Source organism: Nocardioides sp. F233, assembly GCF_057813895.1.
Genome location: NZ_JBVASH010000002.1, coordinates 996,157 through 1,019,960 on the forward strand (window position 1 = coordinate 996,157; position 23,804 = coordinate 1,019,960).

Genomic DNA, 23,804 nt, shown 5'->3' on the forward strand with positions numbered 1-23,804 from the left:
ATGAACGAGCGCAACCCGCTGCGAGTCGGCATCGTCACCCTGGTCGTCCTCGGCCTGGTGGCCGGCCTGGTCATCTTCCTCAGTGTCAGCACCTTCGGCACGAAGAGGTACACCGCGCTGCTCGAGCACACCGCCGGCCTCCGCAAGGGCGAGGACGTCCAGGTGCACGGCGTCATCTCCGGCAAGGTCACCGGCATCGAGATCCAGGACGACCACGTCCAGGTGACCTTCGCCCTCGACTCGGACATCTCGCTGGGCGACCGGTCCACCGCGACGGTCAAGGTGGCGACCCTGCTCGGCACCCACTACCTCGAGGTCGACCCCAACGGCACCGGCGGCCTGGCGGGCAACCAGATCCCGCTCGAACGGACCTCGGTGCCCTACAACCTGCAGGACGTGATCGAGAAGGGCACCGACGCCCTCGACGAGCTCGACCCCGAGCTGCTCGCCAAGGCGCTCACCGCGATGGCCGGCACCCTCGGTGCCAGCCAGGACGAGATCGGGCCGGCGCTCGAGGGCGTGGCCCGCCTCTCCGAGGTCGTCTCGAAGCGCTCCGACCAGGTCGGTGACCTGCTCGCGTCGACCCGCAAGGTGACCGACCAGCTCTCGGCCAGCAGCCAGGACATCGTCGGGCTGATGAAGCAGACCAACCTGGTCGTCGGCGAGATCACCGCCCGGCGTGAGGCGATCCACCGGCTGCTCGTGGAGACCACCGAGCTGTCCAAGGCGCTGACCGCGATCGTGAAGTCGACCAACGGCAAGCTCAAGCCGGCGCTCAAGGACGTCAAGGCCGTGCTCGACACCCTCAACGGCCAGGACAAGCAGCTGACCAAGCTCTTGGAGAACATGGCGCCGGCGGTCCGGTACGTCGCCAACGCGACCGGCAGCGGCCCCTACCTCCCGCTGTACGTCAAGGCGCCGGCGATCCCGGCCGACGACACCACCTGCAAGCTGGAAGGGACGTGCCAGCGATGACCCGGGCACTCGAGACCAGGCGCGCCGTGCGTGCCGCCGGGGCTGCCGTCGCCGCCCTCGCGGTCCTGCTCACCACCGGGTGCGGCGTCGTCGGCGGATCGGACAAGATCACGGTCAAGGCGTACTTCGCCGACTCCGCCGGACTGTTCGTGGGCAACGACGTGGGTGTCCTCGGCGTCACCGTCGGCAAGGTCACCTCGATCAAGCCGGACGGCGACAAGGTGCTCGTCACGATGGAGGTCGACGCCGACCAGCCGGTGCCTGCCGACGCAGGCGCCGTCGTCGTGGCCCGCTCGGTCGCCACCGACCGCTACGTCGAGCTCACGCCCGTCTTCCACAAGGGCGACGAGAAGCTCGCCGACAACGCGACGATCGCGCTCGACAAGACGCAGACCCCGGTCGACTTCGACCAGGTGCTGGAGTCCCTCAACGACTTCGCCACGGGCATCGGCGGCAACGCCGAGACCACCGAGGCCGTCCAGCGGTTCATCGATGCCGGCACCACGGCCCTGCAGGGCCGCGGCCCGCTGCTCAACCAGACCATCCACTCGCTCGCCAACGGCGTCGACGGCATCGCCGCCCACCGTGAGGACATCGCGGCCACGCTGAAGTCGCTCGACGTCCTGCTCACCACGATCTCGGGCAACGAGGACACGGCGCGCACCTTCATCCAGCAGGTGTCGCAGGCGTCCCAGCTGCTCGCCGACGAGCGCGGCAACTTCCAGCAGGCGCTGCGCTCGCTGGACGAGGCGGTCACCACGGTCGCGAAGTTCGCCGTCGACAACCGCCAGTCGATCGTCGACAGCCTGGACGGCTCGACCAAGCTGATGACGACGCTGCTGAGCAAGCAGGACCAGCTCGCCGAGATCCTGCGGGTCATGCCGCTGGCGCTGCAGAACCTGCAGCTCATCCAGGGCGACCGGCTCCCGGTCCGGATCGACCCGCTCATCCTCGACCCGCTGGGCGGCATCCTGCAGCAGCTGTGCAAGGGCCTGCTGGGCCCGCTGTGCAACGTCATCAACGGCACGCAGCCGGGAGCGTGAGGGGAACGATGACTGCGATGAGGACGACGGCGCGCACGACCGCCGTACGGAGTGCCCTGGTCGCGCTGCTGGCGCTGGGCCTGGGCCTGCTGTCCGCGTGCGGCACCACCATGCGTGACCTGCCGATCCCCGGGACGGGGGTCTCCGGCGACACCATCGAGATCCAGGCCCAGTTCGACGACGCGCTCAACCTCGCCGTCGGTGCGCCGGTCAAGGTCAACGGCGTCGACATGGGCAAGGTCAAGTCGATCGAGGCCGACGACTTCACCGCCCGCGCCACGCTCACGGTGAAGAAGGACGCGGAGGTCCGCAAGGGTGCCCAGGCGCGACTGCGGTACACCACGCCGCTCGGCGAGCTCTTCGTCGACGTGACCAACCCGGCCGACGGCACCGTGCTGGCCGACAAGGCGGTGCTGTCGCGGGAGAGCACCACGACGGCGCCGTCCGTCGAGGACGCACTGGCCCAGGCCTCGCTGCTCATCAACGGTGGTGGCCTCGACCAGCTGCAGACCGTGACCGAGGAGCTCAACACCGCGCTCAACGGCAACGAGGCCGACTACCGGGCGCTGCTCGACAAGGCCTCGGTGTTCCTCACCCAGGCCAACTCGACCACCCAGGCCATCGACAGTGTGCTCACCTCGATGAACTCGCTCTCGACCACGCTCAACGGGCGCAAGAAGACCATCAACCGGGCGCTCAAGGACATCCGTCCGGCGGCGAAGGTGCTGCGGGAGAAGACCCCGGCGTTCACCGAGCTGCTGGCCGAGGTCGAGAAGTTCAGTGGTGCGGCCAACGACACGGTCACCAAGACCCGTCAGCAGCTGCTCACCATGCTCAGCGAGCTCGAGCCGGTGCTGGCCGAGTTCGCGGCCAACAACGGCACCTTCGAGAAGTCGCTGCAGGCCGTGATCAAGGCGTCCGGCTCGGCCGATGCCGTGATCGGGACCGACTACCTCAACATCGCGCTCGAGCTGCACGTCGACAACCTCAACGTCAACGGCCTGCTGACCGGGACCGTCAACGGGATCGTGACCGACCTGCTCGGCCTGATCGGGCTCGACAAGCTGATCCCGAACCTGCCGCTGCTCGGCGGTGGCAAGACCGGCGCCAAGGCCGGTGCCAAGAGCGGCGGTACGCCGGCCACCGGCGGCACGAGCGGCGGGACGGGCACCACGAACACCGACCCGCTCGGACTCAACGGCCTCCTCGGTGGCCTCTTCGGACGGGGGGCCTGAGATGCTGAAGCTGCTGGGCAACAGGCTCTACCTGAGCCTCGCGGGCATCATCGTCGTGCTCATCGTGACGACCGCGTACATCTTCGGGGCCGTCCTCGACCAGCCGCTCACGTCGCGGCCGGTCGAGGTCAAGGTCCAGCTCGCGCAGACGGGCGGCCTGTTCGAGGGCTCGGTCGTCACCTACCGCGGCATCAAGGTGGGCAAGGTCAAGTCGATCGTGCCGACCGCGAAGGGCGTCGAGGCCACCATCCGGATCACGACCGGCACCGAGATCCCGAAGGACTCGCTGGCCAAGGTGCGGAGCCTCTCACCGGTCGGCGAGCAGTACCTCGACTTCCAGCCGAGGCAGGTCAAGGGCCCGTACCTCGCCACCGGCGACGTCGTGCCCGCGGAGTCGACCGACCTGCCGAAGAGCCTGAGCTCCACGGTCGTCGCGGTCAACAACGTGCTGCGCCAGATCGACGACAAGAAGCTGCGGATCGTGCTCAGCGAGCTCAGCACCGGCCTCAAGGGAACCGGTGACGACCTCGGCCAGATCCTCGACCAGGGCACCGCGATCCTGCAGACCCTCGACGAGGTGTGGCCCGAGACCGATCGGATCATCAGCAACTCCGGCAACGTGCTGTCCATCGCGACCGACAACGCCGACTCGCTGCGTCAGCTGGCGACCTCGGCCAAGCAGTTCGCGAGATTCCTGCGCAACTACGACCCGGAGCTGCGTGACCTCCTCAAGCGGGGACCGGGCCAGGTCAACGAGCTGCTCAAGCTGGTGAAGGACGCCGACGCGGTGCTGCCCGGGTTCCTGTCGACGGGCGTCAGCTTCACCGACGTGTTCCGCTCCTACGAGCCGCACCTGCGCGCGCTGCTGCAGAACTACTCGCCGGGATTGCAGTCGCTGCTGTCCAAGGTCCGCGACGGCGAGCTGCGCATCGAGCTGATCCCCGACATGGACCCGCGCTGCGACTACGGCACGACCCGCCTCGACCCGAAGAAGACCGAGCGGCGGCCGCTGCAGAAGGACGGGCGCTGCGCGGCCTCCTTCGCCACGCTGCAGCGTGGCGCGGCCCACGCGCCCGGCCCGGTACGGTGACCCGCGTGGTGCGAACGAAGCGAAACCTGCGCAACCGAGGTCCGCTGGCCCTGCTGTGCGCCCTGCTGCTCGCGGTGGGCCTGCTGGCCGGCGGCTGCGGATCGGGCGGTGACGACAAGGCCCTGAAGGACGCCCTGGCCAAGGTCGACGAGCTCACCGCACGCAACGACGCGGAGAAGGCCGCGCTCGATGCCGCCAAGAAGCTCCTGGTCGAGATCACGTCGTACTCCTGGAAGGACGGCGAGCACGACTTCGCCTGGGTCGACAAGATCGCCAACGCCGAGCTCAAGGACAAGCTGGCGCCCAACGTCGGCGACCTGCAGAAGGCGATCGTCGATGGCAAGGTCACCGCGAAGGGCCAGGTCGTCGACGCGGCCGGCCGGGTCGTGGACGACACCCAGGTCGAGGTGCTGGCGTTCGTCGACCAGGCGATCACCGACGACAAGAAGTCCGACGTCAAGATCGAGGAGCAGCGGGTCAGCATGACCATGAAGCTCGTCAAGGGCGAGTGGCTGGTCGACCGGCTGGACCTGCTCAGCGGCACCAACAGTGGAGAGGGCGCGCAGTAGCTCGCATCGGACGGTCGCTAGATTGACGCGCGTGGCGCACGACGACGGGGACTCGCTGGCCGGCCTGAGGACCGTGCTCCGGCGCGTCCTGCTGACCCTGGTCGGCATCCCGTTCGTCGTCGCCATCGCGATGTCGCTCGTCGACTCGTACCGGCGCCGCGGCAAGCGGCCCAAGCCGTTCCCGACCACCGAGCCGCGCACGGTCGCGGTGGGCGACGGGGACGTGACGACGTACACCTTCGGTCGTGACCTGTACGACGACATGCTCGCCGCGATCGAGGGCGCCCAGCGCCAGATCCTCTTCGAGACCTACATCTGGAAGGGCGACGCGACGGGGGAGCGGTTCAAGCGCGCGCTCATCGCGGCTGCCGAGCGGGGCGTCGACGTCTACTGCATCTACGACGGCTTCGCGAACCTCGTGGTCTCGCCGGCCTTCCAGCGCTTCCCGTCGAGCGTGAAGGTGCTGCGCTACCCGGTCTACACCGCCGGCTGGCGGTTCTTCGACCTGCGGCGCTACGGCCGCGACCACCGCAAGATCCTGGTGGTCGACGACAACGTCGGCTTCGTCGGCGGCTACAACATCGGCTCGGCCTACGAGTCGGAGTGGCGCGACACCCACGTCCGGATCACCGGGCCCGCGGTGTGGGACCTCAAGCGGGCCTTCGCCGACTTCTGGAACCTCAACCGGCGGCGCCGGCTGCGCACCTCCGAGCGACCGCTGCTGCTCGAGACCGCGTCCACCTGGGAGCCGCGGGTCCGGGTGCAGCGCAACGTGCCGCGGCAGTGGATGTTCCCGATCCGCGCGATGTACATCGAGGCGATCAATCGGGCCAGCCGCAACGTGTGGATGACCCAGGCCTACTTCCTGCCCGACGAGGACTTCATCGACGCGGTGAAGGCCGCGGCCCGGCGCGGGGTCGACGTACGCCTGCTGCTGCCGCTCAAGTCCAACCACATCGTGGCGGACTGGATCTCGCGCGGTCACTTCACGCAGCTGCTCGACGCCGGCGTGCGGATCCTGCGCTACCGCGACGCGATGGTGCACGCGAAGACCGCCACCGTCGACGGCACCTGGGCGACGGTCGGCACCGCCAACATCGACCGGCTCAGCCTGACCGGCAACTTCGAGATCAACGTCGAGATCATCGACGAGGGCTTCGCCCGCGAGCTCGAGGAGATCTTCGAGGTCGACCAGTCCAACTGCCTCGAGCTGACCAGCGGCGAGTGGGAGGCCCGCGACGTGCACCGCAAGTTCACCGAGGCCGTGCTCGCCCCGCTGCGGCCGCTGCTGTGATCGCCCTCGCTGCGCGCGCGACGAGACTCAGCTGAGTGTGATGCGCGGGCGAGCGTCATTCGGCTGAATGTCGTCGGGCGCCCCGCGTGATCTGGACTGAGCGGAGCGAGCGACCGAGCGCTAGCGAGGAAGCGAGCGCAGCGAGGGAAGATCACGCGTCAAAGGGCGCGCGACATGCGGGAGCGCAGCGAGCGCCATACGGCATTGACGAACACTGCTGTTCGTGAAACTCTCCGGGGCATGGCGACCCTGCCCCGCGGCCGACACGGGCTGAGCCGCGCCGAGGTGGCGGCGGACCAGCGCGAGCGGATGTTCCACGCCCTCGCGGCGGCGATGACCGAGCGCGGGTACGTCGCGACCCCGGTCGCCGAGATCATCAGGCGCGCCGGTGTCTCGCGCGAGACCTTCTACCAGCACTTCGGTTCGAAGCAGGAGTGCTTCATCGCGGCGTATGCCTGGGCGACCGACGCGCTGCGGACCAGCTTCGCGGCCGGGGTAGCGGGCTCCGGCCCGCCGCTGGACCGGTTCTCCGACCTGCTCGGCCGCTACCTCGCCGCCCTCGCCGAGGACCCCGGCCGGGCCCGGCTCTTCCTCGTCGAGGTCTACGCCGCCGGTCCGGAGGCGATGCGGCGGCGGGTCGAGGTCCAGCAGGACGCGGCCACCGCACTCGCGGCCGTCTTCGCCGCCCGCACCGCGCAGGAGCGGTTCGCCTGCGAGGCCCTGCTCGCCGCGATCATCCAGATGGTGACCACCCGGATCACCCTCGACGAGCCCGCCTCCCTGGCCGGGCTGCACCCGCCTCTCGTCGCCCTCGCGGCGTCGCTGTTCCCGAGCTGACAACCGATCAGGAGAAGTCCATGTGGTTCCGTGCTCCCGTCCGTGACCTCGCCGGCAAGCAGGTCCTGGTCACCGGTGCCGCGTCCGGCATCGGCCGTGCCGTCGCCGAGCAGGCCGCCGACCGCGGTGCCGTGCTGCACCTCACCGACGTCCAGCCCGAGCGTCTCGCCGAGGTCGCGGACGCGATCCGCGCGCGCGGCGGGAAGGTCGGCACGGCCGAGGTCGCCGACGTCGCCGACCACGAGCAGGTACGACGCCTCGCGGCTCACGTCACCGCACAGGCCGGCGCGATGGACGTGGTGCTCAACGTCGCCGGCATCGCGATCTGGGGCACGGTCCGCAGCCTCGAGCCCGAGCACTGGCAGCGGCTGGTCGACGTCAACCTGATGGGTCCGATCCACGTCATCGAGGAGTTCGTGCCGCCGATGATCGACGCGGGCCGTGGCGGGCAGTTGGTCAACGTCTCCTCGGCCGCGGGCATCATCGCGATGCCGTGGCACGCCGCCTACAGCGCGACCAAGTTCGGCCTGCGCGGGGTCTCCGAGGTGCTCCGCTACGACCTGCGCAAGCACCGGATCGGGGTCAGCCTGGTCTGCCCCGGCGGTGTCGACACCGGGCTGGTCGAGACCATCCGGATCGCCGGCATCGACGACCAGAGCAAGGCGTTCGTCCGCGCCCGCCGCCACTTCCAGAAGCGCGCGGTCTCTCCCGAGCAGGCCGCCACCGCGATCTGGAAGGGCGCGCTGCGCAACCGCTACTGGGTCTACACCTCGCCCGACATCCGGCTGGTGCACTGGCTGCAGCGCTACTTCCCGCCCGGGTACGCCGTCGCGATGCGGGTCTTCAACTACGGCGCCAACCGGGTGCTGCCCGCCGTCGAGCAGGCCCGGCGGACGGACGCCGCGTGAGCGAGCCGCGGACCGCAGCCCGGATCACGCCGGGCGGCTGGCGGGAGGTGGGACCGTTCGTGGCGGTCTTCGCCCGGATCGCCGGACGGGTCCAGGGCACCGAGCCGCCGGCCGTCTTCCTGACCCTGGGCCGGCACCGCCGGCTGTTCTGGGGCTGGCTGCACTTCGCCGGCCGGCTGATGCCGGGTGGCCGACTGTCCCGACGCGAGTCGGAGCTGGTCATCGTGCGGGTCGCGGCCCGCCGCGGCTCGACGTACGAGCTCGAGCAGCACCGCCGCCTCGCCCGTCGGGCCGGGCTGACAGGCGAGGAGGTCGCAGCGATCGAGGCCCTCGCGGAGCACCCGGGGCTCAGTGAGCGCGAGCGGCTGCTGCTGCGCGCGAGCGACGAGCTGCTCGTCGACCAGGACCTCTCGGACGGCCTGTGGGCCGAGCTGGGGGAGTGCTTCGAGGACCGTGAGCGGATCGAGATCGTCATGCTGGTGGGCCACTACGCGATGCTCGCCACCGCGCTGCACGCGCTGCGGGTCCAGCCCGACTCCCCGAGAGGCCGTCGAGTAGCGCCGTAGCGAGGTACGAGCGGAGGCGCGTATCGAGACGCATCGGGCGGATCTGGTACGTCGCCGACCCGGTTTCGACGCGCGGTCGCGACCTCGCAGGCTCGGTCGCGCGCTTGCTCAACCTCCCCGGCCCCACGCCGGGTCCTCGTTCCTCGGACCCGGCTGGCCGGTGATGTCGGTGCTCCCTCGTACGCTGGAGCCATGCGTCCGGTCACCGATCTCGAGCGTCGCGTCGCGCCCTTCCACGTGCAGTCCGACTACCAGCCCTCCGGCGACCAGCCGGCTGCGATCGCCGAGATCACCAAGCGTCTCAACGACGGCGTCCAGGACGTCGTCCTGCTCGGCGCGACCGGCACCGGAAAGACCGCGACGATGGCGTGGGTGGCCGAGCAGGTGCAGCGGCCGCTGCTCGTGCTCCAGCCCAACAAGACGCTGGCCGCGCAATTCGCCAACGAGCTGCGCCAGCTGTTCCCCGACAACGCGGTCGAGTACTTCGTCTCCTACTACGACTACTACCAGCCCGAGGCCTACGTCCCGCAGACGGACACCTACATCGAGAAGGACTCCTCGATCAACGAGGAGGTCGAGCGGCTGCGGCACTCGGCGACCAACAGCCTGCTCACCCGCCGCGACGTGATCGTGGTGTCGACCGTGTCCTGCATCTACGGCCTCGGCACCCCGCAGGAGTACGTCGACCGGATGATCCGGCTGCGCGTCGGCGAGGAGCACGACCGCGACTCCGTGCTGCGCCGGCTGGTCGAGATCCAGTACACCCGCAACGACCTCGCCTTCACCCGCGGAACCTTCCGGGTCCGCGGCGACACCCTCGAGATCTTCCCGGTCTACGAGGAGCTCGCGGTCCGCATCGAGTTCTTCGGCGACGAGATCGAGCGGCTGATGACGCTGCACCCGGTGACCGGTGAGGTGCTCACCGAGGACGAGGAGCTCCACGTCTTCCCGGCGAGCCACTACATCGCTGGTCCGGAGCGGATGGAGCGGGCGATCAACGGCATCGAGGCCGAGCTCGGCGAGCAGCTGTCGACGTTCGAGCGGCAGGGCAAGATGCTCGAGGCCCAGCGGCTGCGGATGCGCACGACGTACGACATCGAGATGATGCGGCAGGTCGGCTCCTGCTCGGGCATCGAGAACTACTCCATGCACATGGACGGCCGCGACCGCGGCACCGCCCCCAACACCCTGCTCGACTACTTCCCCGAGGACTTCGTGCTCGTCGTCGACGAGTCCCACGTCGCCGTCCCGCAGATCGGCGGCATGTACGAGGGCGACATGTCCCGCAAGCGCAACCTGGTCGAGCACGGCTTCCGGCTGCCCAGCGCGATGGACAACCGGCCGCTGCGCTGGGAGGAGTTCCTCGAGCGGATCGGGCAGACGATCTACCTGTCGGCGACGCCGGGCAACTACGAGCTCGACAAGGTGCAGGGCGACGTCGTCGAGCAGATCATCCGCCCGACCGGCCTGGTCGACCCCGAGGTCGTGGTCAAGCCGACCAAGGGCCAGATCGACGACCTGATCCACGAGATCCGCACCCGGGCCGAGAAGCAGGAGCGGGTCCTGGTCACGACGTTGACCAAGAAGATGTCCGAGGACCTCACCGACTACCTGCTCGACGCCGGCATCCGCACCCGCTACCTCCACTCCGAGGTCGACACCCTCAAGCGGATCGAGCTGCTCCGCGACCTGCGGCTGGGTGCCTACGACGTCCTCGTCGGGATCAACCTGCTCCGCGAGGGCCTCGACCTGCCCGAGGTCTCGCTGGTGTCGATCCTCGACGCCGACAAGGAAGGCTTCCTGCGCTCCGACAAGTCGCTCATCCAGACCATCGGCCGTGCGGCACGCAACGTGTCCGGCGAGGTCCACATGTACGCCGACCGGATCACCCCGTCCATGGAGTCGGCCATCGACGAGACCAACCGGCGCCGGGCCAAGCAGGTCGCCTACAACGAGGCCCACGGCATCGACCCGCAGCCGCTGCGCAAGAAGATCGCCGACATCACCGAGATGCTCGCCCGCGAGGACGAGACCACCCAGGAGCTGCTGCAGACCTGGGCCGACGTCGGCCAGAAGGGCCGCGCCGGGGGAGTGAAGCCGAAGAGGTCGCCCACGCCCCAGCTGCGCTCGACCGACATCGGCGGGCACGCCGCCGAGCTGGCCGGGCTGCCGAGCTCGGACCTGGCCCAGCTGATCCAGGACCTCACCGACCAGATGAAGGCGGCGGCGGCCGAGCTGCAGTTCGAGCTGGCCGCGCGGCTGCGCGACGAGATCGGCGAGCTCAAGAAGGAGCTGCGCCAGATGATGGAAGCGACGAAGTGAGGAGCGAACGCCAGCCGAGGAACGAGGCTGAGCGTTCGCGACGAGCGAGCACCGGCGACCACGGAGGGCTCGGCTGACGGCACCGAACTCATCGGTTCGGCGACGCGCCCGGCCGGCCGGACGCCGCCGGCGCCGGACGGCCCACCCCTCCGCGGCGAAGTCGGGGTGCCGTCGGCGCGGGAGCGGCATGCCGCGTTCGTACGGCGGTGGCGCCGACGGCGGGGCCCTCGCTCCGAGCCGCGGAGGGGTGGGACGGGAGGCGCCGGAGGCGCCCGGGCGGCCCACCCCAACCGAACCGGTGAGTTCGGTGCCCACGCGGCGTTGGCTCGTTCGCGCCCGAGTGAGCCGTCGCACGTCCTCGCGGAGGCGGTCTGGGCCAGGGGAAGCCGCTAACCTGCCGGTGTGAGCAACGAGCCTGGGTCGACCCCCGGGCGTCGCTACACCGTGTGGATCGTCGGCCTCCTCGTCTACGCCCTCGCGGTCTTCCACCGCAGCAGCCTCGCCGTCGCCGGTCTCGCCGCGACCGAGCGCTTCGACATCTCGGCCACCCAGCTGGCGTCGTTCACGGTGCTCCAGCTGCTGGTCTACGCCTCCATGCAGATCCCGGTCGGGCTGATGGTCGACCGGTTCGGCTCGCGGACCGTCCTCACCACTGCCATCACCGTGGTCAGCACCGGGCAGGCGGCGTTCGCCTTCGCCGACAGCTACGCCCTGGCCCTCGGGGCCCGGGTCCTGGTCGGTGCGGGCGACGCGATGACCTTCATCTGCGTGCTGCGCCTGGTCAGCTCCTGGTTCCCGCGTCGCCAGGTGCCGCTGATCAGCCAGCTGACCGGCAACCTCGGCCAGCTCGGCGCCCTCGCGGCGGCCGCGCCGATGACCTGGGCGCTGGGCCACCTCGGCTGGACCCGGGCCTACCTCGGCGGCGCGCTCGCCGGGTTGGTCGTGCTCGTCCTGCTGCGGGTGCTGCTCCACGACACGCCGACCCAGGCCCACCTGCGCGGCGTACCGATGACGGCCCGGGCCCTCGCGGCCAGCCTGGCCGCGTCCTGGGCGCAGCCCGGGACCCGGCTCGGCCTGTGGGTGCACTTCTCGACGCCGTTCAGCACGACCCTGATGGGCCTGCTGTGGGGCTTCCCGTTCCTCGTGACGGCCGAGCACGTCTCCGCCGGTACGGCGAGCGCGCTGCTCTCCCTGCTCGTCGCGACCTCCGTGGGCTACGGCCCGCTGCTCGGCTGGCTGGTCGGGCGGCACCCGTGGCACCGCTCGACGACCGCGCTGGTCATCGTCGGAGCGCTCGCGACGGTCTGGGGGCTGGTGCTGCTCTGGCCCGGGGACGCGCCGCTCCCGCTCCTGGTCCTGCTGATCGTCGTGGTCGGCGCCGGCGGCCCGGGCTCGATGATCGGCTTCGACGTCGCCCGCACGAGCAACCCCGACCACCGCACGGCCAGCGCCAGCGGGATCATCAATGTCGGCGGCTTCACCTCGGCGCTGCTGGCAGTGCTGGCAGTCGGCGCGGTGCTGGACGCGCTGACGCCCGGCGCGCAGGACTACACACCCGAGGCGTTCCGGTGGGCCATGGCGACCCAGTACGTCCTGTGGACCGTCGGCGTGCTCCAGGTGCTGCGCTACCGGCGCCGGATCCGCTCGCTGACCACCCGGGAGCAGGTCGCCGGCGGCTCCTCGATGGTCGACCTCTGAGCCGGCAAGAGGATCAGCGCGACTCCGCCTTGGTCAGCGACACCATCCGGGCGACCACCAGGCCGAGGTAGAACACGCCGGCGACCTGCTGCAGCATGATCAGCGAGCGGGCGTGGTCGCGCACGGGCACGATGTCGGACAGTCCCGTGTTCGTCATCGTCGTGAACGACAGGAACAGCAGCTCGAACCACGGCAGGTCGGTGGCGCCGTCGGGGCTGCTGTTGCCGATGAACGAGCCGGGCCAGAGCACCTGGCCGGCGGCGTACACGTAGGCGAAGCCCCACACGACCACCGTGAAGGCCGCGCCCACCGCGAACAGCTCGTCGCGGGTCACCACGTCGTCGTCGAACAGGTAGCGGATCATCGCGTAGGACGTGAAGAAGTAGAGCGGCGCGTGGAAGCCCGCCGAGGCGAGCACCACCCAGTCGGTCTGCGGGTGCAGCGCCTCCGCGACGGTCAGCACGACCGCCGGACCGCCGAGCCCGACGGCGACCCAGTCGAGGGCCGGGGTACGTCGTACCGACCAGACGGCGGCGATCACGATCGCGATCTGCACGACGCCCACCACCGACCGGCCGGCGGCGTTCTGGTCGAGGAACGGGTACAGCAGCACGACCACCAGCTGTGCGGTGAGCAGCACGGCGGAGGGGTGACGGCCGACGGCTTCCAGTGGACGGGACGACCGGGGCACGGGGCTCTGCACGCGTCGATTCTAGGCACCGGCCAGCGTGACCCCGGCCACCACGACGGCGTTGAGCGAGGCAGGGAAGCAAAAAGGACCAAGGGCTGGCCAAGTCGCCTTGGTCACAACGAGAACGTGTTCTAATATCGCCGAGTCCCTGGAGCGGGACCGGCTTTGAACATATGGGGAGAGGAGTCGGGGCGTGGCTTTCAATGCCATGGCGGTCGTGCGTGGCCCTGGCGAGATCGCGCTGATGGTCGTCGAGGTGACCAAGCGGATCTTCACCCGGCCCTTCCAGGTCCGGGAGTTCCTCGAGCAGGCCTGGTTCGTCACCAGCGTGACGCTGATGCCGACGATCATGGTCTCGATCCCGTTCGGTGCGGTCATCTCGCTCCAGGTCGGCAACCTGACCGGCCAGCTCGGCGCCCAGTCGTTCGCGGGTGCGACAGCGGTGCTGGCCACCGTGCGCGAGGCGGCACCGATGGCGGCGGCCATGATCATCGCCGGCGCCGCCGGCTCGGCGATCTGTTCCGACCTCGGCGCGCGCAAGATCCGGGAGGAGATCGATGCCATGGAGGTCCTCGGCATCGACCCGCTCGAGCGGCTGGTCGCGCCCCGGGTGGTGGCGACCATGTTCGTCGCCTTCATGATCAACGGCATCGTGATCGGCACCGGCATCGGTGGCGGCTACTTCTTCACCGTGATCGTGCAGGGCGGGTCGGCAGGAGCGTTCCTGTCGTCGTTCACCGCGCTCGCCTCGCTGCCGGACCTGTACATCGCGATGATCAAGGCGATCATCTTCGGCTGGCTCGCCGCGATCATCGGCGCCTACAAGGGCCTCAATGCGGGTGGTGGACCGAGCGGCGTCGGCCGGGCGGTCAACGAGTCGGTGATCATCGCCTTCATGGCGCTGTTCTTCCTCAACGCCGTGATCACCGCGATCTACTTCCAGGTCGCTCCGCCGGTGGGGTTGTGATGGCTGCCGCGGACTTCGTCACCAACACGTACAAGAGCGGGCGCTCCACCCTCGAGGGGTACGGCGACCAGCTCCTGTTCTACGTCAAGGCACTGACCTGGGTGCCGCGGGCGGTCAAGCGCTACCCGCGCGAGATCCTGAACACCCTGGCCGAGGTCGCCTTCGGCGCGGGCGGCCTGAGCCTGATCCTGGGCTCGGTCGGCGTGATCGCGTTCATGGCGTTCTTCGCCGGCACCGAGGTCGGCATCCAGGGCTACGCCTCGCTGAGCCAGATCGGCGTCGCGAAGTTCAGCGCCTTCATCTCCGCCTACTTCAACACCCGCGAGGTCGCGCCGCTGGTGTCCTCGATCGCGCTGGCCGCGACGGTGGGCTGCGGCTACACCGCCCGCCTGGGCGCGATGCGGATCTCCGAGGAGATCGACGCGCTCGAGGTGATGGGCATCCCGTCGCTGCCGTTCCTCGTCACGACCCGGATGATCGCCGCCTTCGTCGCGGTCATCCCGCTCTACATCGTGGCCCTGTGCGCGTCGTACCTCTCGCCACGGCTGATCGTCACCATGATCTACGGCCAGTCGGGCGGCACCTACGACCACTACTTCCTGCAGTTCCTGCCGCCGATCGACATGGTGTGGTCGTTCTTCAAGCTGCTCTTCCTCGCCGTCGCGGTCATCCTCATCCACTGCTACTACGGCTACACCGCCTCGGGCGGGCCTGCCGGCGTCGGCCGGGCCGTCGGCAAGGCCATCCGGACCAGCATCGTGACGATCGTGATGGCCGACTTCTTCCTGACCTTCGCCATCTGGGGCTCGACCACGACCGTCCGGATCACGGGGTGAGCTGGCGATGCTGATCAACATCCACCACGACAGCGCCAAGGAGCACAACCGGCTGCTCGTCGCCGGAGTCGTGTTCCTGTCCGCGATCGCGCTGCTGGTGTGGCTCTCGATCGCGATCTACAACAAGACCTTCGACAGCTCGACCGTCGTCACCGTCAAGGCCGACCGGGCCGGCCTGCAGCTGGCCAAGTTCGGCGACGTCCGGATCAACGGCGTCCTCGTCGGCCGGGTCGACAAGATCGACCAGGACGGCGAGCAGGCCGAGATCACCCTCGCCATCGACAACGACGCCGCGAAGAAGATCCCCGCCAACGTCAGCGTGCGGATCCTGCCGACGACCCTGTTCGGCCAGAAGTTCGTCGCGCTGGTCCGGCCCGAGGCCGCCAGTGGGCACCTGCAGGACGGCGACGTCATCCCGTCCGACCGGGTCGAGACCAACGTCGAGCTCAGCCAGGTGCTCGCCAACCTGTTCCCGCTGCTGCGGGCGGTGCGACCCGCCGACCTGAACGCCACGCTGCACGCCCTGGCCACCGCGCTCGAGGGCCGCGGCGAGAAGCTCGGCGAGACCATGGACCAGCTCGGCGAGTACATCGGCGCGATCGACGACCACCTGCCGACGCTGCGCAAGGACCTGGTCGCGCTGGCCGATGTCGCCGACGCGTACGACGTCGCTGCGCCCGACCTGCTCGACGTGCTCGACAACGTCACCGTCACCAGCAAGACGGTCATCGAGAAGGCCAAGGACCTCGACGTCTTCTTCTCCGACCTCACCGGCCTGTCCACTACTGCGACCACGTTCCTGGCCGACAACGAGCAGAACCTGATCCGGATGGGCCAGGTCACCGCGCCCGTGCTCGACCTGCTGGCGGAGTACTCCCCGGAGTTCCCGTGCCTGATCCGCGGTGCCGCCAACTACGCGCCGATCCTGTCCAAGACGTTCGAGGGCAACGTGGTCAAGCAGTACATCGAGTTCTTCCAGCCGCAGTTCCGGCCCTACGACGAGCGCGACCTGCCGACCTACGGCGAGGTCGGGCACGGCCCGTGGTGCCTGGGCCTGCCGGACTTCACCATCCCGGCGCCGGCGCACCCGCTCGACCAGGGCTCCGACATCGACGAGAAGGGCGGCTTCTCGCCGCTGCCGCTGCAGGGCCTGCTGGGCCGCCCGTCCGCCATCGACAGCGGGTACGCCGGCAGCGAGGCCGAGCAGCGCGTCGTCAACGCGATGCTCGCCGGTGAGAGCGGCCACGACCCGTCGTCGTACGGGTCCCTCGGCACGCTCCTCTACGGGCCGGTCGTCCGGGAAGGGAAGGCAGCCGGATGAACCCCGGGGGGAACCAGCGCAACGCGGCCACCAGGGCCGCGGCGATCAAGCTCGGCATCTTCACGATCGTGTCGGTGTTCGTGACCGGCCTGCTGGCCGTGATCATGGGCAACGTCGGCTTCGGCGACCGCAACGAGTACCAGGCGATCTTCACCAACGCCACGATGCTGGAGAAGGGCGACGACGTCCGGGTCGCCGGCGTCAACGTCGGTGAGGTGAAGAAGGTCGAGCACTACCACCGCACGATGGCCAAGGTGACCTTCAAGGTCGACTCCGGCGTCAAGATGACCACCGCGTCCGAGGCCAAGATCCGCTTCCTCAACCTGGTCGGCGACCGCTACATGGCCCTCGAGCAGGGCACCGGCGCCGGCGAGGCGAAGCCCCTGTCGGACGGTGCGACCATCCCGGTGCGCAACACCGAGCCGGCGCTCGACCTCACCGTGCTCTTCGACGGCTTCAAGCCCCTGTTCGCGGCGCTCACGCCCGACCAGGTCAACGAGCTGAGCATGAACCTGGTCCAGGTGCTCCAGGGCGAGGGCGGCACGGTCAAGAGCCTGCTCGACCACACCGCGTCGCTGACCTCGACCCTCGCCGACCGTGACCAGCTCGTCGGCGACGTGATCACGAACCTGACCCAGACGTTGAAGACGGTCGACGACCGGCACCAGCAGCTGAGCTCGCTCATCGTCTCGCTGAAGGACTGGATGACCGACCTCGCCAAGGACCGCGACACGATCGGCTCCTCGCTCGACAACATCTCCGATCTCACCGTCGCCGTCGCCGACCTGCTGCGCCGCGGCCGGCCGCTGGTCAAGGAGGACATCGCCGCGCTGCGCGACCTCGCGAAGCTGCTGAACAAGAAGGAGAACCGGGACAACCTGGCCAGCCTCCTGAACCGGATGCCGGAGATGATGACCGACCAGACCCGCACCGGCACGTACGGCTCCTGGTACCAGTACTACGTCTGCGGTGTCTCCGCGCGGATCCGGCTGCCCATCATCAAGGACCTGCCGATCCTCAAGGAGATCGAGGACTACATCACCAACTTCTCCTTCAAGTCCAAGGCGCCGAGGTGTCAGGACCGATGAACAAGCAGCAGCGCGCCCGCGACGCCCGCGTCCTCCGCCTCGGCGTCATCACCCTCGTGGTACTGGCCGTCGTGTCCGCCGCGACCTTCAACCTGGGCAAGTTCCCCGGTTTCCGCGGTACGACGTACTACGCCGAGTTCAGCGACGCCAGTGGCATCCACAAGGGCAACATCGTCCAGGTCGGCGGCATCCGCGTCGGCCGCGTCGCCGCGGTCACCCTCGCCGGCGACCGGGTCAAGGTGAAGTTCGAGATCGACGGCGACGTCGACTTCGGCAAGGAGAGCAGCGCCTCCATCGAGGTGCTCAACCTGCTGGGCGAGAAGTTCCTCGACCTCACCCCCGGCGGCAAGGGACAGCTCGCCGAGGGCGGCACCATCCCGATGGAGCGCACGCAGGCGGCGTACGACATCGTCGGTGTCTTCGGCGACCTCACCACCACGACCGAGGAGATCGACACCCAGCAGCTCGCCACCGCGCTCGACACGGTGGCCGACACCCTCGACGAGTCCGCGCCCGAGATCCAGGCCTCCTTCGACGGCATCTCCCGGCTCTCGCGGAGCATCGCGTCGCGCGACGCCGAGATCCAGACCCTGTTCGAGAGCTCGAAGGAGGTCACGAAGGTCCTCGCCGACCGCAGCGACGACATCGTCGACCTGATGAAGAACAGCGACCTCGTCTTCCAGGAGCTGACCAAGCGCAAGGACGCCGTGCACGCGCTGCTCGTCAACGCCCGCACCCTCTCCAAGGAGCTGCGCGGCGTGGTCAAGGACAACGAGAAGCAGATCGGCCCCGCGCTCGCGGAGGTCGACGGGCTGGTGAGCTTCCTGGTCTCCAAGAAGGACAAGCTCAAGGCGACCCTCGCCGCACTCGGTCCCTACGTGTCCATCCTCAGCAACATCATCGGCACCGGGCCCTGGTTCGACGCGTACGCCGCGAACGTCCTCGCGATCCCGACCGGTGAGTTCGTCCCCGGAACGGGGCTGTGATCGCCATGGTGTCCACCGTCCTCAAGCGCATCGACCGGCGTGTGATCGCGCTCGTCGCCGTCGTGCTCCTGCTCGCCGTGACCGTCAACCTGGTCCGCTCGCCGGCCGAGATGAAGACCGTCACCGCCCACTTCCCGCGTGCCGTCAGCGTCTACAAGGGCACCGACGTGCGGATCCTCGGGGTCAACGTCGGCAAGGTGACCGCGGTGACCCCCGAGGGCAACTCGGTCCGGGTCGACATGGAGTACGACGCGTCGTACAAGGTCCCGGCGAAGGCCCAGGCCGTCATCGTCACGCCGACGCTGGTCGCGGACCGCTTCGTCCAGCTCACCCCCGTCTTCCAGGGCGGCGACGTGATGGCCAACGGTGCCGACATCGCGCTGCCCGAGACCGCGGTGCCGGTCGAGCTGGACCGCATCTACGGCAGCCTGCAGGCGCTGACCCGGGCGCTGGGCCCCAACGGCGTCAACGCCAACGGCACCCTCGACCACCTGCTGGAGGCCGGCAACAAGGCCTTCAGCGGCCAGGGCGCCAAGGGCAACCAGATGATCCAGGACCTCGCCGACGCCGCGCAGACCTTCGGTGACGGCGCCGGGCCGCTGTTCGAGTCGGTCACCCAGCTCGCGAAGTTCACCACCACGCTCGCCGAGAACGACTCGCTGGTCCGCGGCTTCATGCAGGACCTCACCGGCGTCTCGGCGATGCTCGCCGACGAGAGCGACGAGCTGCAGAAGGCCGTCGCCGCCGTGGCGAAGGCGGTCGGCAGCGTCAAGGGCTTCGTCAAGAACAATCGCGACGCCTTCGTCGCCGACATCCAGAAGCTCACCGAGGTGATGAGCACCATCGCCTCGGAGAAGGAGAACATCCAGACCGCGGTCGAGGTGGCGCCGGTCGCGATGGGCAACCTGGCCATGGGCTTCGACCACGTGAGCGACAGCCAGAATTCCCGGTTCGCCATCGGCGGCAACGTGTGGGACGCCGATGGCTTCATCTGCGGCCTGATCCAGCAGCACCCGGCGATGCCGCCGGTCCTCAAGGACACGGCCTGCGAGCTGATCGAGAAGCTCATCGAGCCGATCGTCACCAAGCTCCCGTGGCTGCCACCCGGCTACAAGCAGTACCTGCCGAAGCAGGCGGCCTCGAAGAAGGGCGTCCAGGTGCCGTCGATCTCCGACGTGTCCTACTCGACCGGTGACGACGTCTCCGTCCAGAACCTGCTCGGAGGTGGCTCGTGAGCATGATCCGCCCGTCGATCCGCCGCCGCTGGCACGCCCTGGTCGCGCTGCTGCTCGGCACCGCACTGCTCACCGGGTGCAGCAACTTCAGCGGCGCCTACGACCTGCCGCTGCCGGGTCACCCGGTCGACGCGGACGACGCGTTCGAGGTCACGGCGTACTTCCACGACGTGCTCAACGTGGTCCCGCGCTCGCCCGTGATGGTCGACGACGTCGTCGTCGGCGAGGTCACCGAGGTCGAGCGCTCGGGCTGGAACGCCAAGGTCACCCTGCGGGTGCGCGACGACGTGAAGCTGCCCGACAACTCGATCGCCGACATCCGGCAGGTCTCCCTGCTGGGCGAGAAGTACGTCTCGCTGCAAGCACCCCAGCAGGAGGCGCCGGCCGGGCGGCTCGGCCAGGGCGACGAGATCGAGCTCGCCAAGACCGGCCGCAACCCGGAGGTCGAGGAGGTGCTCGGCGCCCTGTCCTTCCTGCTCAGCGGAGGCGGTGTCGCGCAGCTCGGCACGATCACCAAGGAGGCCAACCTGGTGATGTCCGGGCGCGAGGACCGGCTGCGCAGCCTGCTGTCGTCGCTGGACTCGGTGGTCGGGACCATCGACCAGCAGAAGCTCGACATCATCCAGGCCCTCGAGTCGCTCAACAACCTGACCTCGACGCTGAACGCCGAGAAGAAGACCATCGGTGACGCGCTCGACGCCGTCGGCCCGGCCGTCGACGTGCTCGCCGCCCAGCACGACGAGCTGGTCGCGATGCTCGGCTCCCTCGACAAGCTCGGTGTCGTCGGCACCCGCGTGATCAACGCCAGCAAGGAGGACGTGCTGAAGATCCTCGCGGACCTCAGCCCGGTCCTGCGCCGCCTCACCGAGGCCGACGAGCAGCTCGCGCCCGGCCTCAACCTGCTGGTGAGCTTCCCGTTCCCGCAGGCGGCCAACAACATCGTGCAGGGCGACTACGCCGACACGATCATCCGCGCGGACCTCAACCTCGAGAACCTCTACAAGACGCTCGGCCTGCCCGAGATCTCGCTGCCCGACCTGGGCCAGGTCCTCGACTCGGTCACCAAGTGCCTCAAGAGCGGCAGCCTCACCAGCGTGTCCTGCCTCAAGGTGCTCAGTGACGTCAACCTGCTCCAGGACCTGCAGACCAAGTGCAAGGACCCCAAGATCAGCGGCAGCCCGGTCTGCAAGCTGCTGACCTCGCTGCCCAACCTCGACCTCGGCGGGCTGCTCGGCGGGTCGAACGGCGTGCTCGGGCCCAACGGCCTGCTCGGTGGGCTGCTCAAGGGCCTGACCGGTGCCGGGGCGCAACCATCGTCGTACCGGACATCGACGGAGAGCCTGCTGGGCGGGGGACTGGCATGACCAGGGGCGTACGGATCCGGCTGATGGCGTTCGTCGTCCTGAGCGCTGTCGGCATCACCTACATCGCGGCGAGCTACCTCGGCATCGTCGACCGGATCACCGGTCGGGGGATCACCGTCACCGCGAGCCTGCCCGGCTCCGGCGGCCTCTTCGAGGGCAGCGAGGTGACCTACCGCGGCGTGAAGATCGGTCGGGTCGCCCAGATGGACACGACCGAGAAGGGCGTCGACCTCACCCTCGACCTCGAGGAGAACACCCGGCTCCCGCTGGACTCGCGGCTGTTCGTGCACAACCTCTCGGCCGTCGGCGAGCAGTACCTCGACTTCCAGCCGCCCAACGAGAAGGGGCCGTACGCCAAGGACGGCTCGACCTTCGCCGGTGACGACAAGTCGCTGCCCGTCGACGAGGGCGACCTGCTGGTCGACCTCAACCGCTTCGTCGACTCGGTCGACAAGGACAGCCTGGAGAAGGTCGTCAAGGAGCTCGGCACCATGTTCACCGACACCGGTGACGACCTGCAGAAGCTGCTCGACGGCGGTTCGGCGTTCATCGCGGAGGCCAACGCCCACACCGACGAGACGATCCAGCTGCTCGACAGCGGCCTGGCGGTCCTGAAGACCCAGCAGGGACAGAAGGAGAACATCCGCCGGTTCGCCGACGATCTCAACACGCTCACCAGTGCGCTGCGGGGGAGTGACGGCAACCTGCGCACGGTCCTCAGCGCGACCCCCGGGGCCGCGAAGGCGCTGACCCGGCTGCTCAAGGAGCTGTCGCCGACCGTGCCGGTGCTCCTGGGCGACCTCGTCACCGTCGACCAGGTGCTGGTCACCGAGCTCGACGGCATCGAGCAGCTGTTGGTCACCTACCCCGTGCTCATCTCCGGTGGTCCGACCGGAAGCACCGCGGACGGCTGGGGGCACGTCAACCTGCAGTTCGACTACAGCGTGCCGCCGTGTACCCAGGGCTACGTGCCGCCGTCCGAGTGGCGCTCGACCCAGGACCTGACCGACAAGAAGCCGGCCGACGTCAGCTGCACGGCGGGGGCGCCGTACTCGATGCGCGGCAGCAAGTACGCGCCGGCGTACCGCAAGAACCGGGCCTCGCCCGGTCGCGTCTACAGTGGCACCTACGACCCGTCCACCGGTCAGGTGCCCGGGCTGGTCGACAACCAGGGGACTCCAGTCGAGCTGCGGCAGCCGGAGGACCTTTCCGTCCTGGGAGGGGATGCGTGGAAGTGGCTGTTGGTCGGTCCGGTGGCGAGCAAGTGACGGCGGACAGGAGCCGCGTCCGTCTCAACATCGCCCTCTACGCCGCCACGGTGGTCTGCGGCTGCGTGGCGCTGTTGCTCCTCTACCTCCACGTGTCCACCTCGGACAACGAGGTCAACGGCACCGACGTCGTCCCCGGTGCGGGCCAGGACGTCGGCCGTGGCCTGGTCGAGGCGGTCCCGCTGGCGAACGATGCCGAGCAGGAGCGCACCGCCGCCCAGCTCGAGGCCGCGAGCAAGATGGTCACCGCGTTCGTGAACTTCGACTACCAGGACCCCGGTCGCACGATCGAGGCGGTCAAGTCGATGGCGACCGGCACCTTCCTCTCGCAGTACTCCAAGGGCGCGAAGGACCTCGAGAAGCTCGCCACCGAGGCGCAGTCGAACATGGTCGCCGAGGTCGTCTGGACCGGCCTGGTCGCCGGTGACGAGGACACTGCCACGGCGATCGTCGCGACCAGCGGCACGGTGAAGAACAAGACGACGAACTTCCAGCCGGAGGCCCGCAACTACCGCATCCAGCTCGAGCTCGTGCGGGAGGGCGGTCGCTGGCTGACCAAGGACCTCCAGTACGTCGCGCTGGGCTGAGCGAGCAGGACGAGGACAGATGAGCCGCCCCACCCCCCGCAAGCCCGCCAGCTCCCGCGGACAGACCCCCCGCCCGCGCCGGATCGCCGGCCAGGCCGGCGCCGCGCGCCCGGTCGCCGACGACACGACCGACGCGGTCGACGCTGCTGACTCGAAGGCGGCGCCGAAGGTCGCGCTGACCCAGAAAGCAGTCACGCCCGGATCCGCCTCGGCGGACGCCCCGGACGCCCCGGTCGACGCCGGAGCGGGCGTGCTGGCGCGTCCCCGCACCACGCGGATCCTGATCGCGGTGCTCGCCCTGGTCACCATCGCGCTGGTCGCCGAGTTCGTGCTGCTCGCCGTCGACCGGTTCAGCGACGACGACAAGGCATCGGCGCGCGACAGCGTCGGAGCAGGCAGCCTGCTCGTGCCGAAGGGCCGCCCGGTGGTCGCGTCCGCGCTGCAGTGGCGCGACGGCGTCGAGGCTGCCGCCAAGGCGGCCCAGGAGCTCGTGTCGGTCGACTACAGCAAGTACGACGACGAGGTGAAGAAGGCGGTCGCGCTCACCACCTCGCGCTACGAGAAGGACTACCTCAAGACGATCGGGGACGTGAAGGACCAGGGCATCGCCCAGCAGCTCAAGGTCCAGGCGAGCGTCGTCGCGCAGGGCGTGGTGCGGGCCAACCGGACCCGGCTCGAGGCGCTGGTCTTCCTCAACCAGGTCGTGGAGCGGGTGCGCGAAGGCAAGAAGGAGACCGTCGTGACGCCGTACCGCGTGCTGGTGACGATGGTCCACACCGACCACGGCTGGCTGGTGGACCGGCTCGACACCGACGACCCGTCGGCGGCGACCCGGCAGGACGCCCCGTCCGGGGCGCCGAGCAGCGACGCGCCGACCGAAGACGCGCCGACCCAAGACAAGACGAACTAGAACACGTTACAGTT

The 23,804-nt window shown here is 69.3% G+C and carries 22 protein-coding genes; 21 read left to right on the forward strand and 1 reads right to left on the reverse strand.

From position 1 onward, the window contains the following. The 11 genes from ACZYRU_RS11180 to ACZYRU_RS11230 all read left to right on the forward strand — a co-directional run bounded on the left by ACZYRU_RS11180 (window position 1) and on the right by ACZYRU_RS11230 (window position 12,537). Window positions 1–975, forward strand: coding sequence for an MCE family protein (locus tag ACZYRU_RS11180; RefSeq protein ID WP_488957156.1), 975 nt, complete (start codon window positions 1–3; stop codon window positions 973–975). Continuing rightward, window positions 972–2,018: an MCE family protein gene (locus ACZYRU_RS11185; protein ID WP_488957157.1), complete on the forward strand. Its 1,047-nt coding sequence runs from the start codon at window positions 972–974 to the stop codon at window positions 2,016–2,018. Before ACZYRU_RS11180 ends, ACZYRU_RS11185 begins: the two co-directional genes overlap by 4 nt. A 17-nt stretch (window positions 2,019–2,035) precedes the next feature. Beyond that, the gene (locus ACZYRU_RS11190) at window positions 2,036–3,253 is read left to right on the forward strand and encodes an MCE family protein (protein ID WP_488957158.1); all 1,218 of its coding nucleotides are present in this window, start codon (window positions 2,036–2,038) and stop codon (window positions 3,251–3,253) included. Window position 3,254: 1 nt separating this feature from the next. After that, the gene (locus ACZYRU_RS11195) at window positions 3,255–4,343 is read left to right on the forward strand and encodes an MlaD family protein (protein WP_488957159.1); all 1,089 of its coding nucleotides are present in this window, start codon (window positions 3,255–3,257) and stop codon (window positions 4,341–4,343) included. 5 nt (window positions 4,344–4,348) lie between these two features. Then, window positions 4,349–4,912, forward strand: a complete 564-nt coding sequence (locus tag ACZYRU_RS11200; RefSeq protein ID WP_488957160.1) for a hypothetical protein — start codon at window positions 4,349–4,351, stop codon at window positions 4,910–4,912. A 31-nt stretch (window positions 4,913–4,943) separates the two neighbouring features. After that, window positions 4,944–6,206 carry a phospholipase D-like domain-containing protein gene (locus ACZYRU_RS11205; RefSeq protein ID WP_488957161.1) on the forward strand — a complete coding sequence of 421 codons (1,263 nt, stop codon included), beginning with the start codon at window positions 4,944–4,946 and terminating at the stop codon, window positions 6,204–6,206. Window positions 6,207–6,446: 240 nt separating this feature from the next. Beyond that, a complete protein-coding gene (locus ACZYRU_RS11210; protein ID WP_488957162.1) occupies window positions 6,447–7,043 on the forward strand; it encodes a TetR/AcrR family transcriptional regulator in 597 nt (198 codons plus the stop codon). Between the two features lie 20 nt (window positions 7,044–7,063). Next, entirely contained in the window at window positions 7,064–7,951 is an 888-nt protein-coding gene (locus ACZYRU_RS11215; protein ID WP_488957163.1) for an SDR family oxidoreductase, read from the forward strand. Then, window positions 7,948–8,517: a carboxymuconolactone decarboxylase family protein gene (locus tag ACZYRU_RS11220; RefSeq protein ID WP_488957164.1), complete on the forward strand. Its 570-nt coding sequence runs from the start codon at window positions 7,948–7,950 to the stop codon at window positions 8,515–8,517. The genes ACZYRU_RS11215 and ACZYRU_RS11220 overlap by 4 nt, the downstream gene beginning before the upstream one ends. A gap of 192 nt (window positions 8,518–8,709) precedes the next feature. Beyond that, window positions 8,710–10,839, forward strand: coding sequence for an excinuclease ABC subunit UvrB (gene uvrB / locus ACZYRU_RS11225; RefSeq protein ID WP_488957165.1), 2,130 nt, complete (start codon window positions 8,710–8,712; stop codon window positions 10,837–10,839). A gap of 402 nt (window positions 10,840–11,241) precedes the next feature. Then, a complete protein-coding gene (locus ACZYRU_RS11230) occupies window positions 11,242–12,537 on the forward strand; it encodes an MFS transporter (RefSeq protein ID WP_488957166.1) in 1,296 nt (431 codons plus the stop codon). Between the two features lie 13 nt (window positions 12,538–12,550). On the opposite strand, the gene ACZYRU_RS11235 is transcribed toward ACZYRU_RS11230, so the two are convergent. Next, the gene (locus ACZYRU_RS11235) at window positions 12,551–13,240 is read right to left on the reverse strand and encodes an ion channel (RefSeq protein ID WP_488957167.1); all 690 of its coding nucleotides are present in this window, start codon (window positions 13,238–13,240) and stop codon (window positions 12,551–12,553) included. Window positions 13,241–13,421: 181 nt separating this feature from the next. Between ACZYRU_RS11235 and ACZYRU_RS11240 the strand changes: the two genes are divergently transcribed. Genes ACZYRU_RS11240 through ACZYRU_RS11285 form a run of 10 tightly spaced genes read left to right on the forward strand, consistent with a single transcriptional unit; the run spans window position 13,422 to window position 23,790 of the window. Continuing rightward, entirely contained in the window at window positions 13,422–14,195 is a 774-nt protein-coding gene (locus tag ACZYRU_RS11240; protein ID WP_260805944.1) for an MlaE family ABC transporter permease, read from the forward strand. Next, window positions 14,195–15,031 carry an MlaE family ABC transporter permease gene (locus ACZYRU_RS11245; RefSeq protein WP_488957168.1) on the forward strand — a complete coding sequence of 279 codons (837 nt, stop codon included), beginning with the start codon at window positions 14,195–14,197 and terminating at the stop codon, window positions 15,029–15,031. The genes ACZYRU_RS11240 and ACZYRU_RS11245 overlap by 1 nt, the downstream gene beginning before the upstream one ends. Window positions 15,032–15,038: 7 nt before the next feature. Then, a complete protein-coding gene (locus ACZYRU_RS11250) occupies window positions 15,039–16,352 on the forward strand; it encodes an MCE family protein (protein ID WP_488957169.1) in 1,314 nt (437 codons plus the stop codon). Then, window positions 16,349–17,440, forward strand: a complete 1,092-nt coding sequence (locus ACZYRU_RS11255; RefSeq protein WP_488957170.1) for an MCE family protein — start codon at window positions 16,349–16,351, stop codon at window positions 17,438–17,440. Before ACZYRU_RS11250 ends, ACZYRU_RS11255 begins: the two co-directional genes overlap by 4 nt. Beyond that, window positions 17,437–18,426 carry an MCE family protein gene (locus tag ACZYRU_RS11260; RefSeq protein ID WP_488957171.1) on the forward strand — a complete coding sequence of 330 codons (990 nt, stop codon included), beginning with the start codon at window positions 17,437–17,439 and terminating at the stop codon, window positions 18,424–18,426. The genes ACZYRU_RS11255 and ACZYRU_RS11260 overlap by 4 nt, the downstream gene beginning before the upstream one ends. A 5-nt stretch (window positions 18,427–18,431) precedes the next feature. Further along, window positions 18,432–19,661: an MCE family protein gene (locus ACZYRU_RS11265; RefSeq protein ID WP_488957172.1), complete on the forward strand. Its 1,230-nt coding sequence runs from the start codon at window positions 18,432–18,434 to the stop codon at window positions 19,659–19,661. Window positions 19,662–19,663: 2 nt separating this feature from the next. Further along, a complete protein-coding gene (locus tag ACZYRU_RS11270) occupies window positions 19,664–21,025 on the forward strand; it encodes an MCE family protein (RefSeq protein WP_488957201.1) in 1,362 nt (453 codons plus the stop codon). Continuing rightward, the gene (locus ACZYRU_RS11275; RefSeq protein WP_488957173.1) at window positions 21,022–22,293 is read left to right on the forward strand and encodes an MCE family protein; all 1,272 of its coding nucleotides are present in this window, start codon (window positions 21,022–21,024) and stop codon (window positions 22,291–22,293) included. Before ACZYRU_RS11270 ends, ACZYRU_RS11275 begins: the two co-directional genes overlap by 4 nt. Next, the gene (locus tag ACZYRU_RS11280) at window positions 22,290–22,880 is read left to right on the forward strand and encodes a hypothetical protein (protein WP_488957174.1); all 591 of its coding nucleotides are present in this window, start codon (window positions 22,290–22,292) and stop codon (window positions 22,878–22,880) included. The genes ACZYRU_RS11275 and ACZYRU_RS11280 overlap by 4 nt, the downstream gene beginning before the upstream one ends. Before the next feature lie 19 nt (window positions 22,881–22,899). After that, window positions 22,900–23,790 carry a hypothetical protein gene (locus tag ACZYRU_RS11285; RefSeq protein ID WP_488957175.1) on the forward strand — a complete coding sequence of 297 codons (891 nt, stop codon included), beginning with the start codon at window positions 22,900–22,902 and terminating at the stop codon, window positions 23,788–23,790. Window positions 23,791–23,804 lie beyond the last annotated feature (14 nt).

Coding starts and splice junctions, on each gene's coding strand:
- ACZYRU_RS11180 (WP_488957156.1), top strand. CDS start 1: ATGAACGAGCGCAACCCGCTGCGAGTCGGCATCGTCACCCTGGTCGTC.
- ACZYRU_RS11185 (WP_488957157.1), top strand. CDS start 972: ATGACCCGGGCACTCGAGACCAGGCGCGCCGTGCGTGCCGCCGGGGCT.
- ACZYRU_RS11190 (WP_488957158.1), top strand. CDS start 2,036: ATGAGGACGACGGCGCGCACGACCGCCGTACGGAGTGCCCTGGTCGCG.
- ACZYRU_RS11195 (WP_488957159.1), top strand. CDS start 3,255: ATGCTGAAGCTGCTGGGCAACAGGCTCTACCTGAGCCTCGCGGGCATC.
- ACZYRU_RS11210 (WP_488957162.1), top strand. CDS start 6,447: ATGGCGACCCTGCCCCGCGGCCGACACGGGCTGAGCCGCGCCGAGGTG.
- ACZYRU_RS11215 (WP_488957163.1), top strand. CDS start 7,064: ATGTGGTTCCGTGCTCCCGTCCGTGACCTCGCCGGCAAGCAGGTCCTG.
- uvrB (WP_488957165.1), top strand. CDS start 8,710: ATGCGTCCGGTCACCGATCTCGAGCGTCGCGTCGCGCCCTTCCACGTG.
- ACZYRU_RS11245 (WP_488957168.1), top strand. CDS start 14,195: ATGGCTGCCGCGGACTTCGTCACCAACACGTACAAGAGCGGGCGCTCC.
- ACZYRU_RS11250 (WP_488957169.1), top strand. CDS start 15,039: ATGCTGATCAACATCCACCACGACAGCGCCAAGGAGCACAACCGGCTG.
- ACZYRU_RS11255 (WP_488957170.1), top strand. CDS start 16,349: ATGAACCCCGGGGGGAACCAGCGCAACGCGGCCACCAGGGCCGCGGCG.
- ACZYRU_RS11260 (WP_488957171.1), top strand. CDS start 17,437: ATGAACAAGCAGCAGCGCGCCCGCGACGCCCGCGTCCTCCGCCTCGGC.
- ACZYRU_RS11265 (WP_488957172.1), top strand. CDS start 18,432: ATGGTGTCCACCGTCCTCAAGCGCATCGACCGGCGTGTGATCGCGCTC.
- ACZYRU_RS11270 (WP_488957201.1), top strand. CDS start 19,664: ATGATCCGCCCGTCGATCCGCCGCCGCTGGCACGCCCTGGTCGCGCTG.
- ACZYRU_RS11275 (WP_488957173.1), top strand. CDS start 21,022: ATGACCAGGGGCGTACGGATCCGGCTGATGGCGTTCGTCGTCCTGAGC.
- ACZYRU_RS11285 (WP_488957175.1), top strand. CDS start 22,900: ATGAGCCGCCCCACCCCCCGCAAGCCCGCCAGCTCCCGCGGACAGACC.